The organism is Citrobacter sp. Cpo103 (assembly GCF_030332605.1).
Classification (GTDB): domain Bacteria; phylum Pseudomonadota; class Gammaproteobacteria; order Enterobacterales; family Enterobacteriaceae; genus Citrobacter; species Citrobacter portucalensis.
Genome location: NZ_JAOWHO010000029.1, coordinates 540,581 through 559,290 on the forward strand (window position 1 = coordinate 540,581; position 18,710 = coordinate 559,290).

An 18,710-nucleotide genomic window follows, 5' to 3' on the forward strand; every position below is an offset into this window, starting at 1 on the left:
CAACATCATCGTTGCCGGATGGCGGCGTGTACGCCTTATCCGGCCTACAAACGAACGGTTAGTCATTTTTTGAAAAATATCTCCAGTCAGGAGAGGGCTAACTGTTGCCTGAAGAAGGGTAAATCATGACGAAATTAACCTGTTTCAAAGCCTACGATATTCGCGGCAGGCTGGGCGAAGAGCTGAATGAAGATATCGCGTGGCGTATTGGCCGCGCTTACGGTGAGTTACTGAAGCCAAAAACCATTGTCCTCGGTGGCGATGTGCGCCTGACCAGTGAGACGCTGAAGCTGGCGCTGGCGAAAGGACTGCAGGATGCAGGCGTGGATGTGCTGGATATTGGCATGTCGGGTACCGAAGAGATTTATTTTGCCACTTTCCACCTGGGCATTGACGGCGGTATTGAAGTGACCGCCAGCCATAATCCGATGGATTACAACGGCATGAAGCTGGTGCGGGAAGGGGCTCGGCCCATCAGCGGTGATACCGGTCTGCGCGACGTGCAGCGCCTGGCGGAAGCCAATGACTTCCCGGCGGTTGATGAGACAAAACGTGGCCGCTACCAGCGCATTACTACCCGTGATGCCTACATTGACCACCTGCTGGGTTACATCAATCCAGCCAACCTGAAACCGATGAAGCTGGTGCTCAATTCCGGCAACGGCGCGGCAGGTCCGGTGGTTGACGCCATTGAAGCCCGTTTTAAGGCGCTGGGCGCGCCGGTCGAGTTCATCAAAATTCACAACATGCCGGATGGCAACTTCCCCAACGGTATTCCCAATCCTCTGCTGCCGGAATGCCGGGCCGACACGCGCAATGCAGTGATTGAACACGGCGCGGATATGGGGATTGCCTTCGACGGTGATTTTGACCGCTGCTTCCTGTTCGATGAAAAAGGTCAGTTCATTGAAGGCTACTACATTGTCGGCCTGCTGGCGGAAGCGTTTCTGGAGAAGAATCCGGGGGCGAAAATTATCCACGACCCACGCCTGTCCTGGAACACCGTGGATGTGGTGACGGCGGCAGGCGGTAAACCGGTGATGTCTAAAACCGGGCACGCGTTTATCAAAGAGCGGATGCGCCGTGAAGATGCCATTTATGGCGGTGAAATGAGCGCGCACCACTATTTCCGCGATTTTGCCTATTGCGACAGCGGAATGATCCCGTGGCTGCTGGTGGCGGAGCTGCTGTGTCTGAAAGGGCAGTCGCTGGGCGAACTGGTTCGTGACCGGATGGTGGCCTACCCGGCGAGCGGAGAAATAAACAGTACACTGGCAGAGCCGACGGCGGCGATTGCGCGCGTGGAGCAGCATTTTTCCCGTGAGGCGTTGTCGGTGGACAGAACGGACGGTATCAGCATGTCGTTTGTCGACTGGCGCTTTAATTTACGCTCATCCAATACCGAACCGGTGGTGCGCCTGAACGTGGAATCGCGCGGAGATATTCCGTTGATGGAAGCGCGAACGCGCACTCTTCTGGCATTACTGAATCAGTAATGCTGGTGCTTCCTTTGCCCGAAGCTGGGCAAAGGGTGACTAACAGGAACCACGATGACACATCTAAAAAAGCGCGAACGCGCCAAAACCAATGCGTCGTTAATTTCGATGGTGCAACGCTTTTCAGATATCACCATCATGTTTGGCGGGTTGTGGGTAATCTGCGAATTAAGCGGTTTGCCTTTCCTGTACATGCACCTGCTGGTGGCGCTGATCACGCTGGTCGTTTTTCAGATGCTCGGTGGCATAACGGATTTTTATCGCTCCTGGCGCGGTGTCAAAATTTCCACTGAGCTGGTGCTGTTGCTGCAAAACTGGACGCTGAGTCTGATTTTTTGCGCAGGTCTGATCGCCTTTAATAACGATTTTGATAACCGTCTCGCTGTCTGGCTGGCGTGGTATCTGCTATCCAGCGTTGGCCTGGTGTTGAGCCGTTCGTTTATTCGCTACGGCGCGGGATGGTTGCGTAATCGCGGTTATAACACGCGCCGGGTGGCGGTGGCAGGGGACCTGCCCGCCGGACAAATGCTATTGGACAGTTTTCGCCATGAACCTTGGCTGGGATTTGAAGTGGCGGGGGTCTATCACGATCCTATCCCTGGAAAAAACTCCCGCGACTGGGCCGGTAATCTGCAACAGCTGGTGGACGACGCCAAAGCCTCTCGTATTCATAACGTTTATATCGCCATGTCGATGAGCGATGGCGCCAGCGTCAAAAAACTGGTTCGTGAGCTGGCCGACACCACCTGTTCGGTGATCCTTATTCCTGATGTCTTTACCTTTAACATTCTGCATTCACGGATTGAGGAGATGAATGGCGTTCCGGTGGTGCCGCTGTATGACACGCCGCTCTCGGGGATTAATCGTCTGTTAAAGCGCGCGGAAGATATCGTGCTGGCTTCGCTGATCCTGCTGCTTATTTCTCCGGTGCTGTGTGGCATAGCGCTACTGGTAAAACTGACCTCCAAAGGACCGGTGATTTTCCGCCAGACCCGCTATGGCATGGACGGCAAACCGATCAAAGTCTGGAAGTTTCGTTCGATGAAAGTGATGGAAAACGACGCGGTGGTGACGCAGGCGACGCAAAACGATCCGCGCGTTACCCCTGTGGGGAATTTCCTGCGCCGAACATCGCTCGATGAACTGCCGCAGTTTATTAACGTGCTGACCGGAGGCATGTCTATCGTCGGGCCACGCCCACATGCGGTAGCGCATAACGAACAGTATCGCCAACTGATCGAGGGGTACATGTTACGCCATAAGGTGAAACCGGGGATTACCGGCTGGGCGCAAATCAACGGCTGGCGGGGTGAAACCGATACGCTGGAAAAAATGGAAAAACGTGTGGAATTTGACCTCGAATACATTCGCGAGTGGAGCGTGTGGTTCGATATCAAAATTGTTTTTCTGACGGTATTCAAAGGCTTTGTCAACAAAGCGGCGTATTAACATGAGTTTACGAGAAAAAACGCTTAACGGCGCAAAGTGGTCGGCGATTGCCACGGTGATCATCATTGGTCTGGGGCTTATCCAGATGACCGTACTGGCACGGATTATTGATAACCACCAGTTCGGGTTGTTAACCGTGGCGCTGGTGATCATCGCGCTGGCCGATACGTTGTCTGACTTTGGTATCGCCAACTCAATTATTCAGCGTAAAGAGATTGGCTATCTTGAACTGACCACGCTGTACTGGCTCAACGTTGGGATGGGTATCGTGGTATGCGTGGCGATGTTTCTGTTGAGCGAGACGATTGCCCATGTGCTCAATAACCCAGAACTGGCACCGCTCATCAAAACCTTATCACTGGCGTTTGTGGTGATACCGCACGGGCAGCAGTTTCGCGCGCTGATGCAAAAAGAGCTGGCCTTCAACAAAATTGGCATGATTGAAACCAGTTCGGTACTGGCCGGTTTTACCTTTACCGTAGTCAGCGCCCATTTCTGGCCGCTCGCACTGACGGCCATTCTCGGGTATCTGGTAAACAGTACGCTACGTACGCTGCTGTTCGGCTATTTTGGTCGCCGGATTTACCGTCCGGGGCTGCATTTTTCTCTGGCATCGGTTTCGTCGAATCTGTGTTTTGGTGCGTGGCTGACGGCAGACAGCATCATCAATTACATCAATACCAACCTTTCCACGCTGGTTTTAGCCCGCACGTTGGGAGCTGGCGTGGCGGGCGGATTCAATCTCGCCTGGAATGTGGCGGTTGTCCCCCCGATCAAACTGAACCCGATTATCACCCGCGTGCTGTTTCCGGCGTTTGCCAAAATCCAGGACGACAGTGAAAAGCTGCGAGTGAATTTTTACAAGCTGCTGTCGGTGGTTGGGATTATCAACTTCCCGGCGCTGCTGGGACTGATGGTGGTGTCGAATAACGTGGTGCCGCTGGTATTCGGCGAGAAGTGGAACGGCATTATCCCCATCCTGCAACTGCTGTGCATTGTTGGGCTGCTGCGCTCGGTGGGGAATCCAATAGGATCGCTTTTGATGGCGAAAGCGCGGGTTGATATCAGCTTTAAATTCAATGTGTTCAAAACCTTTCTGTTTATTCCCGCCATTTTCATCGGTGGACATCTGGCCGGGGCAATTGGCGTGACGCTGGGCTTTTTGTTGGTCCAGGTGATTAACACAGTCCTCAGCTATTTCGTGATGATTAAACCTGTTCTTGGCCCCAGCTACCGCCAGTACATGCTCAGTCTTTGGCTGCCGTTGTATCTCTCCTTGCCAACCCTTGTGGTGAGTTATGCGCTGGGTGTGTTGCTGCATGGGCAACTGTCGTTGGGCGTGTTGTTGGGGAGCCAGATAGCGGCAGGGGCGCTGGCGTTTGCGCTAATGATGGTGCTGTCGCGTCATCCGCTGGTGGTGGAAATAAAACGCCAGCTCTGTCGCAGTGAAAAAATGAAAACCTTGCTCCGTGCAGGATAAGAACAACGCTTTAAGAGGTCATAATGAAACTATTAATTTTGGGCAACCATACCTGCGGGAACCGAGGGGATAGCGCGATCCTGCGCGGTTTGCTGGATGCCATTAACGCGTTGCGTCCTGAGACTGAAGTGGATGTTATGAGCCGTTACCCGGTGAGCTCCTCATGGTTGCTGAACCGCCCGGTGATGGGCGATCCGCTGTATTCGCAGATGAAGCAACACAACAACGCAGCGGGTGTTATGGGGCGCGTGAAGAAAGTGCTGCGTCGCCGCTATCAGCATCAGGTACTGCTCTCGCGTGTTACCGACTCCGGTAATCTGCGCAATATCGCTATCGCCCAGGGTTTTACCGATTTTGTTCGTCTGCTGTCGCGCTATGACGCCATCATCCAGGTCGGCGGATCGTTCTTTGTCGATCTGTATGGCGTACCGCAGTTTGAACATGCCCTGTGTTCGTTTATGGCGAAAAAACCGTTGTACATGATTGGTCACAGCGTGGGGCCATTCCAGGATGAGCAGTTTAATCAACTGGCGAACTACGTGTTTGGTCACTGTAATGCGTTGATTTTACGTGAATCCGTCAGTCTTGATCTGATGAAGCGCAGCGCAATTACCACGGATAAAGTTGAAACAGGCGTGGATACGGCCTGGCTGGTCGACAATCATCATGAGGATTTTGAGCCAGGTTATGCGGTACAGCACTGGTTAGATATGGCGGCTAAACAGAAGACCGTTGCCATTACATTACGCGAGTTGGCCCCTTTTGATAAGCGTCTGGGGACAACGCAGCAGGCCTATGAGCAAGCCTTTGCCGGGGTGGTGAACCGCATCCTCGATGAAGGTTACCAGGTGATTGCACTGTCAACCTGCACCGGTATTGATAGTTACAACAAAGATGATCGCATGGTGGCGTTAAACCTGCGCCAGTATGTTAACGATTCGTCCAGATATCACGTGGTGATGGATGAACTTAACGATCTGGAGATGGGGAAGATTCTGGGAGCATGCGATCTGACGGTGGGTACTCGCTTGCACTCGGCCATCATCTCGATGAATTTTATGACGCCAGCCATCGCCATTAACTACGAGCATAAATCGGCAGGGATTATGCAACAGTTGGGGTTACCGGAGATGGCTGTCGATATTCGCCACCTGCTCGATGGCAGTCTGGAAGGAAAGGTCGCCGATACCCTCGGACAGTTACCTGATCTGAACATACGGCTTGGGGATGCTGTGACACGCGAACGCGAACGCGGGGTACACATGGTGCAGTCGGTTTTAACGCGTATTGAGGGGGAAAAATGAAGATTGGCTTTTTCCTGCTTAAATTTCCGCTCTCTTCTGAGACCTTTGTACTCAATCAGATAACCGCATTTATCGATATGGGCTACGACGTGGAGATTGTCGCTTTGCAGAAGGGCGATCTTGAAAATACGCATGCCTCATTTAATACCTACCGGTTGGGTGAAAAAACGCGCTGGTTGCTCAATGAACCGGAAAGCAAACTGGCGAAGCTGAAATATAGGGCCGCGGCGGCTCTGCACGGTCTCACCCGCGCAGCGACCTGGAAGGCGCTTAATGTTGCACGCTATGGCGAGGAGGCGCGCAATCTGATTTTGGCGGCTATTTGCGGCGGGAATCCGCAGGCGTTTCAGGCAGATGTCTTTATTGCTCATTTTGGGCCGGCAGGCGTAACCGCCGCCAAGCTGCGTGAGCTTGGGATGATCCGCGGAAAAATCGCCACGGTTTTTCACGGCGTCGATGTTTCGCATCGGGATGTGCTTACCCGCTATACCCCTGAGTATCAGCAACTGTTTCAACGTGGAGATTTGATGTTACCCATCAGCAATCTCTGGGCCGGACGTTTAAAAAACATGGGATGCCCGCCGCAAAAAATCGCGGTTTCGCGTATGGGTATCGACATGACGCGTTTTACCCCTCGCCAACTGAAAGCACCAGCTGCACCGCTGGAAATTATCTCTGTCGCCCGGTTAACCGAGAAAAAAGGACTGCACGTCGCCATCGAAGCCTGTCGACAGTTAAAAGAGCAGGGCGTCTCATTTCGTTATCGCATCCTGGGTATCGGCCCTTGGGAGCGTCGTTTACGTACGCTGATCGAGCAATATCAACTTGATGACGTGATTGAGATGCCTGGCTTTAAGCCCAGTCATCAGGTAAAGGAGATGCTTGAGCAGGCGGATGTATTTTTACTGCCGTCGATTACCGGAAGAGACGGCGATATGGAGGGGATCCCGGTGGCGCTGATGGAGGCGATGGCGGTAGGTATTCCGGTGATTTCTACCGTTCACAGTGGGATCCCTGAGCTGGTCGAGTCGGGCAAGTCTGGCTGGCTGGCACCGGAAAATGACGCGCAGGCACTGGCAGAGCGTTTAACGGCATTTAGCCTGCTCGACAGTGAGCAGGTACAGCCGATTGTGCAGTGCGCGCGCGAAAAAATTGAAACTGAATTTAATCAGTTAGCTATCAATAAACAGTTAGCCAGCCTGCTGCAAACGATGTAAATCGAGGTTGTATGTCAGAGAACAAACTCTCACGCCGTACTTTTCTGACGGCAGGCTCTGCGCTTGTCGTGCTGCATTCTCCCGTTGTCCGGGCGCTTGAATCATCGGACAGCGTCAACATTCAGGATTACAACCCAAAGGATTGGGTCGCTTCTTTCAGGCAGGCGTTCAAAGAAGGACAAACGGTAGTCGTACCCAAAGGACTGGAATGTAAGGATCTCAATACCGCTATCGTTATTCCTCCTGGCAAAACGCTACACCTCCAAGGGCGAATAAGCGGCAATGGCCGAGGGCGCTTTATTCTGCAGGATGGATGTAAGGTGATGGGCGAGCAGGGCGGGAGCCTGAGGAACGTTACCCTCGATGTGCGCGGTTCGGGCTGCGTAATAAAAGGGATTGCCATGAGTGGTTTCGGGCCAGTGACGCAAATCTATATCGGCGGCAAAACACCGAGGCTGATGCGCAATCTGACTATTCAGGATATTACCGTCACACGTGCTAACTATGGGATTCTGCGTCAGGGCTTTCATAATCGGATGGACGGCGTAAAGATTACAAACTGCCGTTTTAGCGATCTACAGGGAGATGCCATTGAGTGGAATGTGGCGATCAACGACAGCAACATCCTCATTTCTGATCATGTCATTGAACGTATTAACTGTACCAACGGCAATGTGAACTGGGGCATCGGCATTGGACTGGCGGGCAGTACCTATGACAATACCTATCCCGATGAACTGGCGGTAAAAAACTTTGTCGTGGCGAATATCACCGGTACCGACTGTCGACAGCTAGTCCATGTAGAGAACGGCAAACATTTTATCATTCGTAATATCACTGCACGAAATATTACCCCAGATTTTAGTAAGAAAGCGGGCATCGATAATGCGACGATCGCTATTTATGGCTGTGATAATTTCGTGATTGATAATATCAATATGGAAAATAGCGCAGGTATGCTCATTGGCTACGGTGTTATTAAAGGACGATATTTATCCATTCCGCAGAACTTTAAGTTAAATAATATCCATCTGGATAACACAAAACTTGAATATAAATTACGCGGCATTCAGATCTCATCAGGTAATGCAACGTCGTTCGTGGCCATCACCAACGTTGAGATGAAGCGAGCCACGCTTGAGTTGCACAACCAACCGCAGCACCTTTTTTTACGTAACATCAGAGTGATGCAGCAATCCGCAACAGGACCCGCGCTAAAGATGCACTTCGATCTACGCCAGGATGTGCGCGGCAAGTTTATGGCCAGACAGGACACACTACTCTCACTGGCCAACGTACATGCGGTAAACGAAAGCGGGCAAAGTTCAGTTGACATCGATCGGGTAAACCATCAGGTGGTGAATGTCGAAGCGGTGAATTTTCGACTGCCGGGGCAGGGGAGGTAACTTTGCGACCATTCCTGGCAAAAGTTATACCCGCCTGGGATTAAGATTACTGCATTCCGCAGTTAAGCGGCGTAACATACGCGGCATCGGAGTAATGTAATTCATACTGGCTAAAACAAGCTAAAAAGCTATAATTCAGCAACAATTGAATAGGTGAATGACTTAATGATTAATTTGAAAGCAGTTATTCCGGTAGCAGGTCTGGGGATGCACATGTTGCCAGCCACGAAGGCAATCCCTAAAGAGATGCTGCCGATCGTAGACAAGCCGATGATTCAGTACATTGTCGACGAAATTGTAGCTGCCGGTATCAAAGAAATCGTTCTGGTGACTCATGCGTCTAAGAACGCGGTTGAGAACCACTTCGACACCTCTTACGAACTCGAATCACTCCTTGAGCAGCGTGTTAAGCGCCAGTTATTAGCCGAGGTTCAGTCTATCTGTCCTCCGGGCGTGACTATCATGAACGTTCGTCAGGCTCAGTTGCTGGGTCTGGGGCATTCCATTCTTTGTGCTCGCCCTATCATTGGCGATAACCCGTTTGTCGTGGTATTACCTGACGTCGTTCTGGATACCGCAAGTGCGGATCCGTTGCGCTACAACCTCGCTGCCATGGTGGCACGTTTCAATGAAACCGGGCGCAGTCAGGTGCTGGCTAAACGTATGGAAGGTGATCTGTCTGAATACTCTGTTATTCAAACCAAAGAGGCTTTGGACAACGAAGGTAAAGTCAGCCGTATCGTTGAGTTCATTGAAAAACCCGACCAACCGCAAACGCTGGATTCCGATCTGATGGCCGTAGGGCGCTACGTGCTTTCGGCTGATATTTGGGCAGAACTGGAAAAAACTGAACCAGGTGCTTGGGGGCGTATTCAGTTAACTGATGCTATTGCAGAATTGGCTAAAAAACAGTCTGTTGATGCTATGCTGATGACAGGCGACAGCTACGACTGCGGCAAGAAGATGGGTTACATGCAGGCATTCGTTAAGTATGGACTGCGTAATCTGAAGGAAGGTCCGAAGTTCCGTAAGAGCATCGAGAATCTACTGAGCGAATAGAAGTTCACGTCTTTGTGACGGCAAGCCAGAAAAAATAGCGGCAGTTAACATCCCAGCTTCTATGCTTTAAGCAATGGAATGTTACTGTCGTTTTTTATATTAAAAATGAAGGATTACAATAAGTTAACCTACCAAGTTTAATCTGTTTTTTGTTGGATTTTTTCTTGTTTCTGGTCGCATTTGGTAAGACAATTAGCGTTTGAATTTTAGATAGCTTCGCGCTAACTGGTGAGGCTAGTTACATCATTATCATTAAGTAGTGCTCTGGTTGCTGCAAAGCCAGGGGCGGTAGCGTGCGTAATGCCCAGAAACGTGCATTATGTGCCAGCATATTAATAGTATTCGTATAAACGATATTCGGAATTAAACGTGAAAATACTAGTTACTGGTGGAGCGGGTTTCATTGGATCTGCAGTAGTTCGTCATATTATTAAAAATACTCAGGATACCGTTGTTAATGTCGATAAACTTACCTACGCCGGTAACCTGGAGTCCCTTGCCGAAGTCAGCGAAAATAATCGCTACTATTTTGAACACGCGGATATCTGTGATAAAGCGGCAATGGAGCGTATTTTTGCCACTCATCAACCGGATGCGGTGATGCACCTGGCAGCTGAAAGTCACGTTGACCGCTCCATTACAGGGCCAGCAGCATTTATCGAAACGAATATCGTCGGTACTTATGTACTGCTGGAAGCTGCTCGTGGCTACTGGAACGAGCTGGATGCAGATAAAAAACAGGCATTTCGTTTCCATCATATCTCCACAGATGAAGTATATGGCGACCTGCCACACCCTGACGAAGTATCTGCCGGTAGCGTGTTGTCTCTGTTTACGGAAAAGACAGCATATGCGCCGAGTAGCCCATATTCTGCTTCAAAGGCCTCAAGCGATCATCTGGTTCGCGCATGGTTGCGCACCTACGGCTTCCCAACAATTGTCACCAACTGTTCCAATAACTACGGGCCATATCACTTCCCTGAAAAACTAATCCCGCTGGTGATTCTGAATGCGCTGGAAGGTAAAGCATTGCCAATTTATGGCAAAGGCGACCAGATTCGCGACTGGCTTTATGTCGAAGATCACGCCCGAGCGTTGTACACAGTTGTGACTCAGGGAGTTGTAGGTGAAACCTACAATATCGGTGGTCATAACGAGAAGAAAAACCTGGACGTGGTACATACTATTTGCGACCTGCTGGATGAAATCATACCGAAGGAAGGTTCCTACCGCGATCAGATTACTTATGTCGCGGATCGCCCTGGGCATGACCGTCGCTACGCGATTGATGCTGAGAAAATCAGCCGTGAACTGGGCTGGAAGCCGCAGGAAACCTTCGAGAGCGGGATCCGTAAGACTGTTGAATGGTATCTGTCGAATACGCAATGGGTTGAAAATGTGAAAAGCGGCGCCTACAAGACGTGGATCGAACAGAATTACGGAGAACGCCAGTAATGAATATTCTGCTGTTTGGTAAAACGGGCCAGGTGGGTTGGGAATTGCAACGTGCGCTAGTCCCGCTGGGGAACCTGATTGCGTTAGATGTACATTCGACTGATTATTGTGGTGACTTTAGTAATCCACAGGGCGTGGCAGACACCGTACGTAGTATCCGGCCTGACGTTATCGTCAACGCAGCTGCCCATACAGCAGTAGATAAGGCTGAGTCCGAAGTTGAATTTGCCCGGTTGCTTAATATGACCAGTGTGGAGGCAATTGCCAGAGCTGCCGCAGAAATCGGGGCGTGGGTGGTGCACTACTCCACGGACTATGTTTTTCCTGGCACCGGCGAAACACCATGGCGCGAAACGGACGCTACAGCGCCGCTTAATGTCTACGGTGAAACCAAACTGGCGGGAGAAAAGGCGCTTCAGACGCACTGCGCCAACCATTTGATTTTCAGAACCAGCTGGGTGTATGCAGGTAAAGGCAATAATTTTGCGAAAACGATGCTGAAACTAGCAAAAGAGCGCGTAGAGCTTTCGGTGATTAATGACCAGTTCGGTGCGCCAACCGGGGCTGAACTTCTCGCTGACTGTACGGCGCATGCTATCCGTGTTGCGATGAACAAACCCGACGTGGCTGGACTCTACCACTTGGTTGCGGGTGGAACCACGACCTGGCATGACTATGCTGCACTGGTGTTCGACGAAGCCCGTAAAGCAGGAATTGAACTGGCATTGACCCAGTTAAATGCAGTGCCGACCAGTGCGTATCCTACACCCGCACGCCGCCCAACAAATTCTCGCCTGAACTCCGACAAATTCCAGAATAACTTTGGTCTGGTATTACCGCAGTGGGACGTTGGTGTAAAACGTATGCTGAATGAGTTGTTCACGACGACGGCGATTTGAACCTTTTTAATGCCCGTGAGCGGGCATTTTGTACACAAAGAGATGATGAAATGAAAACGCGTAAAGGGATTATTTTAGCTGGGGGATCAGGTACTCGTCTTTATCCTGTCACTATGGCTGTAAGCAAGCAACTGCTGCCGATTTATGATAAACCAATGATCTATTATCCGCTTTCGACGCTAATGTTGGCAGGGATTCGAGACATCTTGATTATTAGTACTCCTCAGGATACCCCACGATTTGAACAGTTATTGGGTGACGGTAGCCAGTGGGGACTAAATTTACAATATAAAGTACAACCGACGCCGGATGGCCTAGCCCAGGCATTTATTATTGGTGAAGAGTTTATCGGTAATGATGATTGTGCTCTGGTTCTGGGTGACAACATTTTTTACGGACATGACTTACCAAAATTAATGGATACTGCCGTAAATAAAGAAAGCGGTGCAACAGTATTTGCCTACCATGTCAACGATCCTGAACGTTACGGTGTAGTTGAGTTCGATAAAAGTGGTACAGCAGTTAGCCTTGAAGAAAAGCCACTCGAACCGAAAAGTAATTATGCAGTAACCGGGTTGTATTTCTATGACAACGATGTTGTTGAAATGGCAAAGAACTTAAAACCTTCTGCACGTGGTGAGCTTGAAATTACCGACATTAACCGAATTTATATGGAACAGGGAAGATTATCTGTTGCAATGATGGGACGGGGGTATGCTTGGTTGGATACGGGTACTCATCAGAGTTTAATCGCGGCAAGTAATTTTATTGCTACAATAGAAGAGCGTCAAGGGCTCAAAGTCGCTTGTTTAGAAGAGATTTCTTACAGAAAAGGTTATATTACAAAGGAACAGTTAGACATGGCTGCTTCAAAATTTGGTAAAAGCGCATATGGCATATATCTATCATTGTTGTAAAAGATAGTTTTTATATATTTGGATATGTAAATTATATGAATAGACAAAATCATCATTATATTAATTGCTGTGTTTTTTATTGCTGATAGTTAATAAAAAGGTATAATCAAGTGTTGAAAAAAAATATTTTTTACCTTTTTATTGTGCAGGGCGGGAATTATCTTATTCCACTGATAACATTCCCGTATTTGCTCAGGGTATTAGGTCCAGTGTCTTTCGGGTTATTTGGTTTTTTTCAAGCTACTATTCAATATTTCATATTGTTTATTGAGTACGGTTTTAATTGGACAGCAACAGAAACAGTTGCAAAAAATAAAAATAACACAATTGTTCTTACAAAGTTATTCTGGGGTTTTTTTTGGGCAAAGTCTCTATTGGCGATAATTTCAGTAATTCTATTATTTGTAATATGCATGCTTTTTGATATTTTTAATCAGAATTTTATTGTGATTATTGCTTTTTTACCTTTGATTATTGGGAATGTAATTTATCCAGTATGGTTTTTTCAAGGTATAGAAGAAATGAAGTGGATTACAATCTCTACCTTACTGGCTAGAATAATAGTTATACCAATGACATTTGTATTTGTCAGAGATATGGGTGATGTTTGGATTGCTGCACTAATTCAAAGTTGTGCAGTGTTTTTATCTGGACTTATTTCAATATATATTATAGCTAGAGGTAAATGGATTTCTGGTTTTGATTTTGATTTTTTAATTATTAAAAAATGTCTAACTGATGGATGGCATCTTTTTGTATCTACATCAGCAATAAGTTTATATACAACGAGCACGGCAATAATCTTGGGAGCCATGATTAGTCCCATTGCGGTAGGTTACTATAATGCGGCGAATACTATTCGAGGTGCTACTCAAGGATTATTAAATCCTATAGCCCAGGCAATCTATCCTCGAATATGTTTTATGATTAGTAATAACTATAATAATGCATTGCAATTAATAAAAAAGACTTTTAAATATTTTTGTGGTATTTCATTTTTTTGTTCTTTATGTTTATTCTTTTTTGCATCTCCAATCATTCAAATTGTAGCTGGTAGTAGTTATATAAATTCAGTATCTGTGTTGAGATGGATGGCATTTATTCCCTTTATTGTTGCTATAAGTAATGTATTTGGAGTGCAAACCATGTTGACTCATGGCTATAAAAAAGAATTTGGAAGGATTCTAATTTATAGCGGGGTAATGAACATTACAATAATTTTTCCACTTGTTTATTTTTATCAAGAAAATGGCGCTGCCATTTCACTGCTACTAACAGAGTCTTTTGTAACAATAATGATGTATTTTTTCTTAAAAAAGAAGAAAATAAATCTAATCTAAAAGGTAAAGCCATATGTATGATTATTTGATAGTTGGAGCTGGTTTCTATGGTGCTGTATGCGCTAGGGAATTACATAAAAAAGGGAAAAAAGTCTTAGTTCTGGAGAAGAGAGAGCATATTGGTGGAAATGCATTTACTGATAATATAAAGGGCATACAAGTTCATAAATATGGAGCTCATATTTTTCATACAAATGATAAGTTGATTTGGGATTATGTTAACCAATATGCTGATTTCAATAGATTTACTAATGCACCAATAGCAATACATAAAGATAAGTTATATAACTTACCGTTTAACATGAATACATTCTATCAACTGTGGGGGGTAAAAACACCGCATGAGGCGATGGAGGTTATTAATGAACAGCGTGCAAAACTGTTAGGTAAGACGCCTTCGAATTTAGAAGAGAAAGCTATATCTTTAGTGGGTGAGGATATATATAACATTTTAATTAAGGGCTATACTGAGAAACAGTGGGGGCGTAAGGCAACCACACTACCACCTTTTATTATTAGCCGTCTGCCAGTTAGATTTTCATTTGATAACAATTATTTTTCAGATCGATATCAAGGTATTCCAATTGGAGGTTATACGGAAATTTTCAAAGGACTTCTGGATGGTATTAAAGTTGAATTAGGTGTAGATTATTTAAGAAATAAAAATGAGTATAATAAAATAGCAAATAATATTATTTATACTGGTGCTATTGATGAGTATTTCGATTATGCTCATGGTGAATTAGAGTATCGTTCTCTAAAATTCGAACATACTGAACTTAACGTTGAAAATCACCAAGGGAATGCTGTTATAAACTATACGGAGAGTACTATCCCCTATACAAGAATTATTGAGCACAAGCATTTTGATTATGTAGACACCCCTCATACTATTATTACGAAGGAATACCCTGTTGAATGGAAGAGAGGTGATGATGCGTATTACCCTATAAATGATAAGAAAAATATGGAGCTCTTTGCCCGTTACAGAGAGTTAGCCTCGCAAGAAAAGAATGTTCATTTTGGCGGTCGCCTAGCAGAGTATAAGTATTATGATATGCATCAAGTGATTAAATCCGCGTTGAATTATATTAATAAAAATCACTAAAAAGCCATCATATGAACTATTTATACTTGTTATTTTCTGGTGTGGCATTAACCAGTAAATTGGGAGTGATAATCAGTTGGTTAACCATTCCATTGATAACATTATGTCTTTTTCTGTTAAAAAAGCCAGTTGTTCATAGGAAGAATTTTTTAATCGCTAGCTTTGGGGTTTTTATTATATCTATGGCTGGCTTGTCTGGCTATTTTCTTGATATATATAATTCAAGGGTTATTAATAATGTATGTCTGTCATTGATTGGAATGTTTATGGCAGTCATGTTTTATAAAGATAATTCAATTAATCATAATGTTTTTAGTAGCGCTATAAAATTTGTTATCGTTATAAATCTTCTGGCTTTTTATATACAATTTGTTTCCTATTATTTCTTTCATTATGTGATTGACTACAATTTATTAAGTGGTGGCTTGGGGGGGCGTTTTTATTGGGGAGAGCTGTTTCGAGCTGCAGGATTTTTTGATGAGCCTGCAGTATATTCTCTACATATGGTTGCGTTACTTGTTATGCTTTATATGCAAGAAAGGAAGTTCTCAGGTTTAATTTCAGTCACATTAGCAAGTTTGTTTTTATCTTTTTCATTTATCGCAGTCATCCAGGCTATACTCTTAAGTTGTCTTTTTATCAAAAATAAAAGAAATTTAATTGTTCCATGTGTTATTTGTTTTATTGTTATCTTTCTTTTTAAAGATAATATTCATGAGCGTTACATTCAGTTTGTAAGTGGCGATGATGGTAGTAATAATACAAAGCTAGATACTATTAAAAATTTGTTTTTAGGATTTAAATGGTTGTTTGGATATGGTTTGGTTGGTTATAACCAATCATTTCCACTGTATTATCAGGGATTATACGATCTAACATTTTGGGGCGCGAATTTTACGTTATATGGGATTGTTGTTGGTTTGATTGTTAATTTGGTTACTTTTATGTTTATTCTCAAATTTTCAATTAAAGATTTTTTATTGATAAACGTTGTTTTGTTGAAGCTTTCTACTCCCACCTACGCAATCTATTGGTGTTTTATTTTTTTCCTTATTTGGTATAAACAAAATACGGTGGTCTTAAATGCCGAAAGTATCAGTTGTAATGGCTATAAATAAGTATACTCCTTATTTACATAAGGCAATAAATAGTATTTTAAATCAATCTTTTACAGATTTTGAGTTTATAATTATTGCTAACGGTTGTGATGATGACTTGTTTTCTGAGCTAAAATTATATGAACAGATGGATAAACGAATTGTTCTACATCGTACAAAACTAGGTGGATTTGCGTTTGCATTAAATTATGGCATAAACATAGCAAAGGCAGAGTATATTGCCAGAATGGATGGTGATGATATATGTTCTTTTGATCGGTTAGAAAAACAATATTCTATTCTAAATGAAAATCAATCGATTTCATTATTGGGAACTGCATGTAAGTTTATTGGTCCAGACGATGAAGAACTGCCTAATAGACAGTTTAAATCAATCACTGATAATGAGTCTATAAGAAATTGTCTACCATACAAAAATCCGATAGTGCATGCTTCAATCATGTGCAAGAAAAGTATATTAATGTCGGTTGGTGGTTATAAATATGGGCTAATGTCAGAAGATCATGAGTTATTTATTAGGCTTGCTAGAGATAATAAAATTATATTTATGAATATGGTTGAACGACTGTATTCTTACCGTCGTCATGAGTTACAAATAACTGATCTATCTAAGTCGAAAGAAAATTATTGTCAAATAAGTGCTTTTTTATTCTCGGAGTTTTTGCTTACACATAACTATAAATATTTGCTAGGTATCTTACGTGTACATCCATATATAAGAACAATATATAGTTTAATCAAGAGGAGAGGAAAAAAAAATGGAGCATAAAATATTTCACCTTTGTTCGGGTATAAGGCCCGGCGGTGGGCCAGCAGGATATCTTTATAATCTTCATCAGTCATCTAAATCCATTCATGCTAATTTCATTGTCGATGACAGTAATGAAAGTAAAATTAGAAGTAATACCTCTTACAATAAAATAAAAAATATCCCTCATTTTTTGCTAAAAAATTTATTATGTATTAAATATATAATCTCGTTGCTTGGATTAAAAGCAACTGCAGGGGAAGGTAACGTTAATAACTATAAATATGTTTTATGTCACTCTGCCCCTGTTGCCGCTCGTATATTGAAACGCTATAAGAAAGATAAAGTGAAAATAGGTTTTATGCCCCATGGCCCTGTTAGCTATACTGTTGAAACTCTGGATGATATTGAAGCAAAATACGGCGCGTTATTATTTAGATTTGTCTATTTCAGAATAATGAGTTATCTTGAGAATCGGATATTTTATCTTGCTGATTTTATAGTTGTCGCTGCGAAAGAAGGGTTGGAATCCTATTCCGACATAAAGGTTAGCTATGAACATAAATTGTTTGAGGTCACAACAGGTTTACCACCATTGATGTGTGATATACCGCAAAATGAGATCAGGGAACGTTTAGATATCCCACGTGATAAATTTGTTGTTGGTTTTTTTGGTAGATATAATTATCATAAAGGTTATGATTATTTTTATGATGAGTTAGAGTTAACGAAAAATGAAAATATTCTATTTATATCCGCTGGTATTGGTCCTATTACAAAGGAGGAAAGGACTAATTATAAGAATTATGGTTGGAGAACAGATATCAATGAATTGATTTATGCCTGCGATATTGTTGTGATTCCTAATCGTCATACATACTTTGATTTACTACCACTTGAATGTCTTTCTTTATCACGTCCCGTTGCAGTTTCCTTTATAGGTGGTAATAAAAAATTATGCGATCTTACTCAGGCTGCAATTCCATTTAATTTGGAAAAAGGTGAGTTAAGTAATCTACTTAAAAAGTTAAGCTCAGATAAAATATATTATAATAGGTTTAACAAAAATGCAAAAACATCGTTTGAGCAAATTTTTACTAGTGCTAAATTCGTTGAAGGCCATAATAATTTGTTTTCATCTCTAGATGATTACTTTTTAAGGAAAAATAATGGACGTAGTTGAATGTACCCTTAATGATGTTAAACTAATAACTCCGAAAGTTTATCATGATACACGCGGTTTCTTTTTGGAGAGCTTTAATCGCCGAAAATATGAGGATATTCTCGGTTCCCATCATTTTGTTCAGGATAATATTTCATTTTCATTTAAAAATGTTCTAAGGGGGATGCATTTTCAAAAACATAACCCGCAAGGTAAATTAATTCAAGTGATGTCAGGTTCTATTTATGATGTTATTATTGATCTGCGCAAAAACTCTAGCACTTATTTGGGTTGGGAAGGTTTTTATTTGGATGGAGAAACACATAAACAATTATGGATACCACCTGGATTTGCCCATGGTTTTTTAACATTATCTGAACGTGTTTATTTTTCATACAAGTGTTCAGAGTATTATAATCCTTCGGATGAATGCTGTTTAATTTGGAATGATCCTTTGATTAATATTGAATGGCCTATTTCAGAAAATGATTTGATTATCTCTGAAAAAGATAGTAATGGTTTACTTGTTAAAGAGTTATTAGAGGTTTAATA

The 18,710-nt window shown here is 44.2% G+C and carries 16 protein-coding genes; all 16 read left to right on the top strand.

Annotation, left to right across the window (positions count from 1 at the left end; translation table 11 throughout):
- The first annotated feature begins 125 nt into the window (after positions 1–125).
- On the top strand, positions 126–1,496 hold the full coding sequence (cpsG, locus tag OGX89_RS11215; RefSeq protein ID WP_125112557.1) for a colanic acid biosynthesis phosphomannomutase CpsG: 1,371 nt from the start codon (positions 126–128) through the stop codon (positions 1,494–1,496).
- A 54-nt stretch (positions 1,497–1,550) separates the two neighbouring features.
- The gene (gene wcaJ, locus OGX89_RS11220; protein WP_008785190.1) at positions 1,551–2,945 is read left to right on the top strand and encodes an undecaprenyl-phosphate glucose phosphotransferase; all 1,395 of its coding nucleotides are present in this window, start codon (positions 1,551–1,553) and stop codon (positions 2,943–2,945) included.
- Position 2,946: 1 nt separating this feature from the next.
- Positions 2,947–4,425, top strand: a complete 1,479-nt coding sequence (gene wzxC, locus OGX89_RS11225) for a colanic acid undecaprenyl disphosphate flippase WzxC (RefSeq protein WP_125112556.1) — start codon at positions 2,947–2,949, stop codon at positions 4,423–4,425.
- Positions 4,426–4,448: 23 nt separating this feature from the next.
- Positions 4,449–5,729 carry a colanic acid biosynthesis pyruvyl transferase WcaK gene (gene wcaK / locus OGX89_RS11230; RefSeq protein WP_003834242.1) on the top strand — a complete coding sequence of 427 codons (1,281 nt, stop codon included), beginning with the start codon at positions 4,449–4,451 and terminating at the stop codon, positions 5,727–5,729.
- Positions 5,726–6,946, top strand: coding sequence for a colanic acid biosynthesis glycosyltransferase WcaL (gene wcaL, locus OGX89_RS11235; RefSeq protein ID WP_063940480.1), 1,221 nt, complete (start codon positions 5,726–5,728; stop codon positions 6,944–6,946). Before wcaK ends, wcaL begins: the two co-directional genes overlap by 4 nt.
- Before the next feature lie 11 nt (positions 6,947–6,957).
- Positions 6,958–8,352 (top strand): colanic acid biosynthesis protein WcaM, encoded by a 1,395-nt coding sequence (gene wcaM, locus OGX89_RS11240; RefSeq protein WP_125112555.1) that lies wholly within the window; start codon positions 6,958–6,960, stop codon positions 8,350–8,352.
- Between the two features lie 165 nt (positions 8,353–8,517).
- Positions 8,518–9,411 carry a GalU regulator GalF gene (galF, locus tag OGX89_RS11245; protein ID WP_125112554.1) on the top strand — a complete coding sequence of 298 codons (894 nt, stop codon included), beginning with the start codon at positions 8,518–8,520 and terminating at the stop codon, positions 9,409–9,411.
- A 369-nt stretch (positions 9,412–9,780) separates the two neighbouring features.
- Positions 9,781–10,866, top strand: a complete 1,086-nt coding sequence (rfbB, locus tag OGX89_RS11250; protein ID WP_125112553.1) for a dTDP-glucose 4,6-dehydratase — start codon at positions 9,781–9,783, stop codon at positions 10,864–10,866.
- Positions 10,866–11,765, top strand: a complete 900-nt coding sequence (rfbD, locus tag OGX89_RS11255) for a dTDP-4-dehydrorhamnose reductase (protein ID WP_125112552.1) — start codon at positions 10,866–10,868, stop codon at positions 11,763–11,765. Before rfbB ends, rfbD begins: the two co-directional genes overlap by 1 nt.
- Positions 11,766–11,815: 50 nt before the next feature.
- Entirely contained in the window at positions 11,816–12,682 is an 867-nt protein-coding gene (gene rfbA / locus OGX89_RS11260) for a glucose-1-phosphate thymidylyltransferase RfbA (RefSeq protein ID WP_125112551.1), read from the top strand.
- 110 nt (positions 12,683–12,792) lie between these two features.
- The gene (locus tag OGX89_RS11265) at positions 12,793–14,022 is read left to right on the top strand and encodes a flippase (RefSeq protein WP_125112550.1); all 1,230 of its coding nucleotides are present in this window, start codon (positions 12,793–12,795) and stop codon (positions 14,020–14,022) included.
- A gap of 13 nt (positions 14,023–14,035) precedes the next feature.
- Entirely contained in the window at positions 14,036–15,130 is a 1,095-nt protein-coding gene (glf, locus tag OGX89_RS11270) for a UDP-galactopyranose mutase (protein ID WP_125112549.1), read from the top strand.
- A gap of 11 nt (positions 15,131–15,141) precedes the next feature.
- Positions 15,142–16,248, top strand: coding sequence for a hypothetical protein (locus OGX89_RS11275; protein WP_125112548.1), 1,107 nt, complete (start codon positions 15,142–15,144; stop codon positions 16,246–16,248).
- The gene (locus OGX89_RS11280) at positions 16,214–17,017 is read left to right on the top strand and encodes a glycosyltransferase (protein WP_125112547.1); all 804 of its coding nucleotides are present in this window, start codon (positions 16,214–16,216) and stop codon (positions 17,015–17,017) included. Before OGX89_RS11275 ends, OGX89_RS11280 begins: the two co-directional genes overlap by 35 nt.
- Complete coding sequence (locus OGX89_RS11285) at positions 17,007–18,179, top strand: glycosyltransferase (RefSeq protein WP_125112546.1); 1,173 nt, start codon at positions 17,007–17,009, stop codon at positions 18,177–18,179. Before OGX89_RS11280 ends, OGX89_RS11285 begins: the two co-directional genes overlap by 11 nt.
- A complete protein-coding gene (rfbC, locus tag OGX89_RS11290) occupies positions 18,166–18,708 on the top strand; it encodes a dTDP-4-dehydrorhamnose 3,5-epimerase (RefSeq protein ID WP_125112545.1) in 543 nt (180 codons plus the stop codon). The genes OGX89_RS11285 and rfbC overlap by 14 nt, the downstream gene beginning before the upstream one ends.
- Positions 18,709–18,710 lie beyond the last annotated feature (2 nt).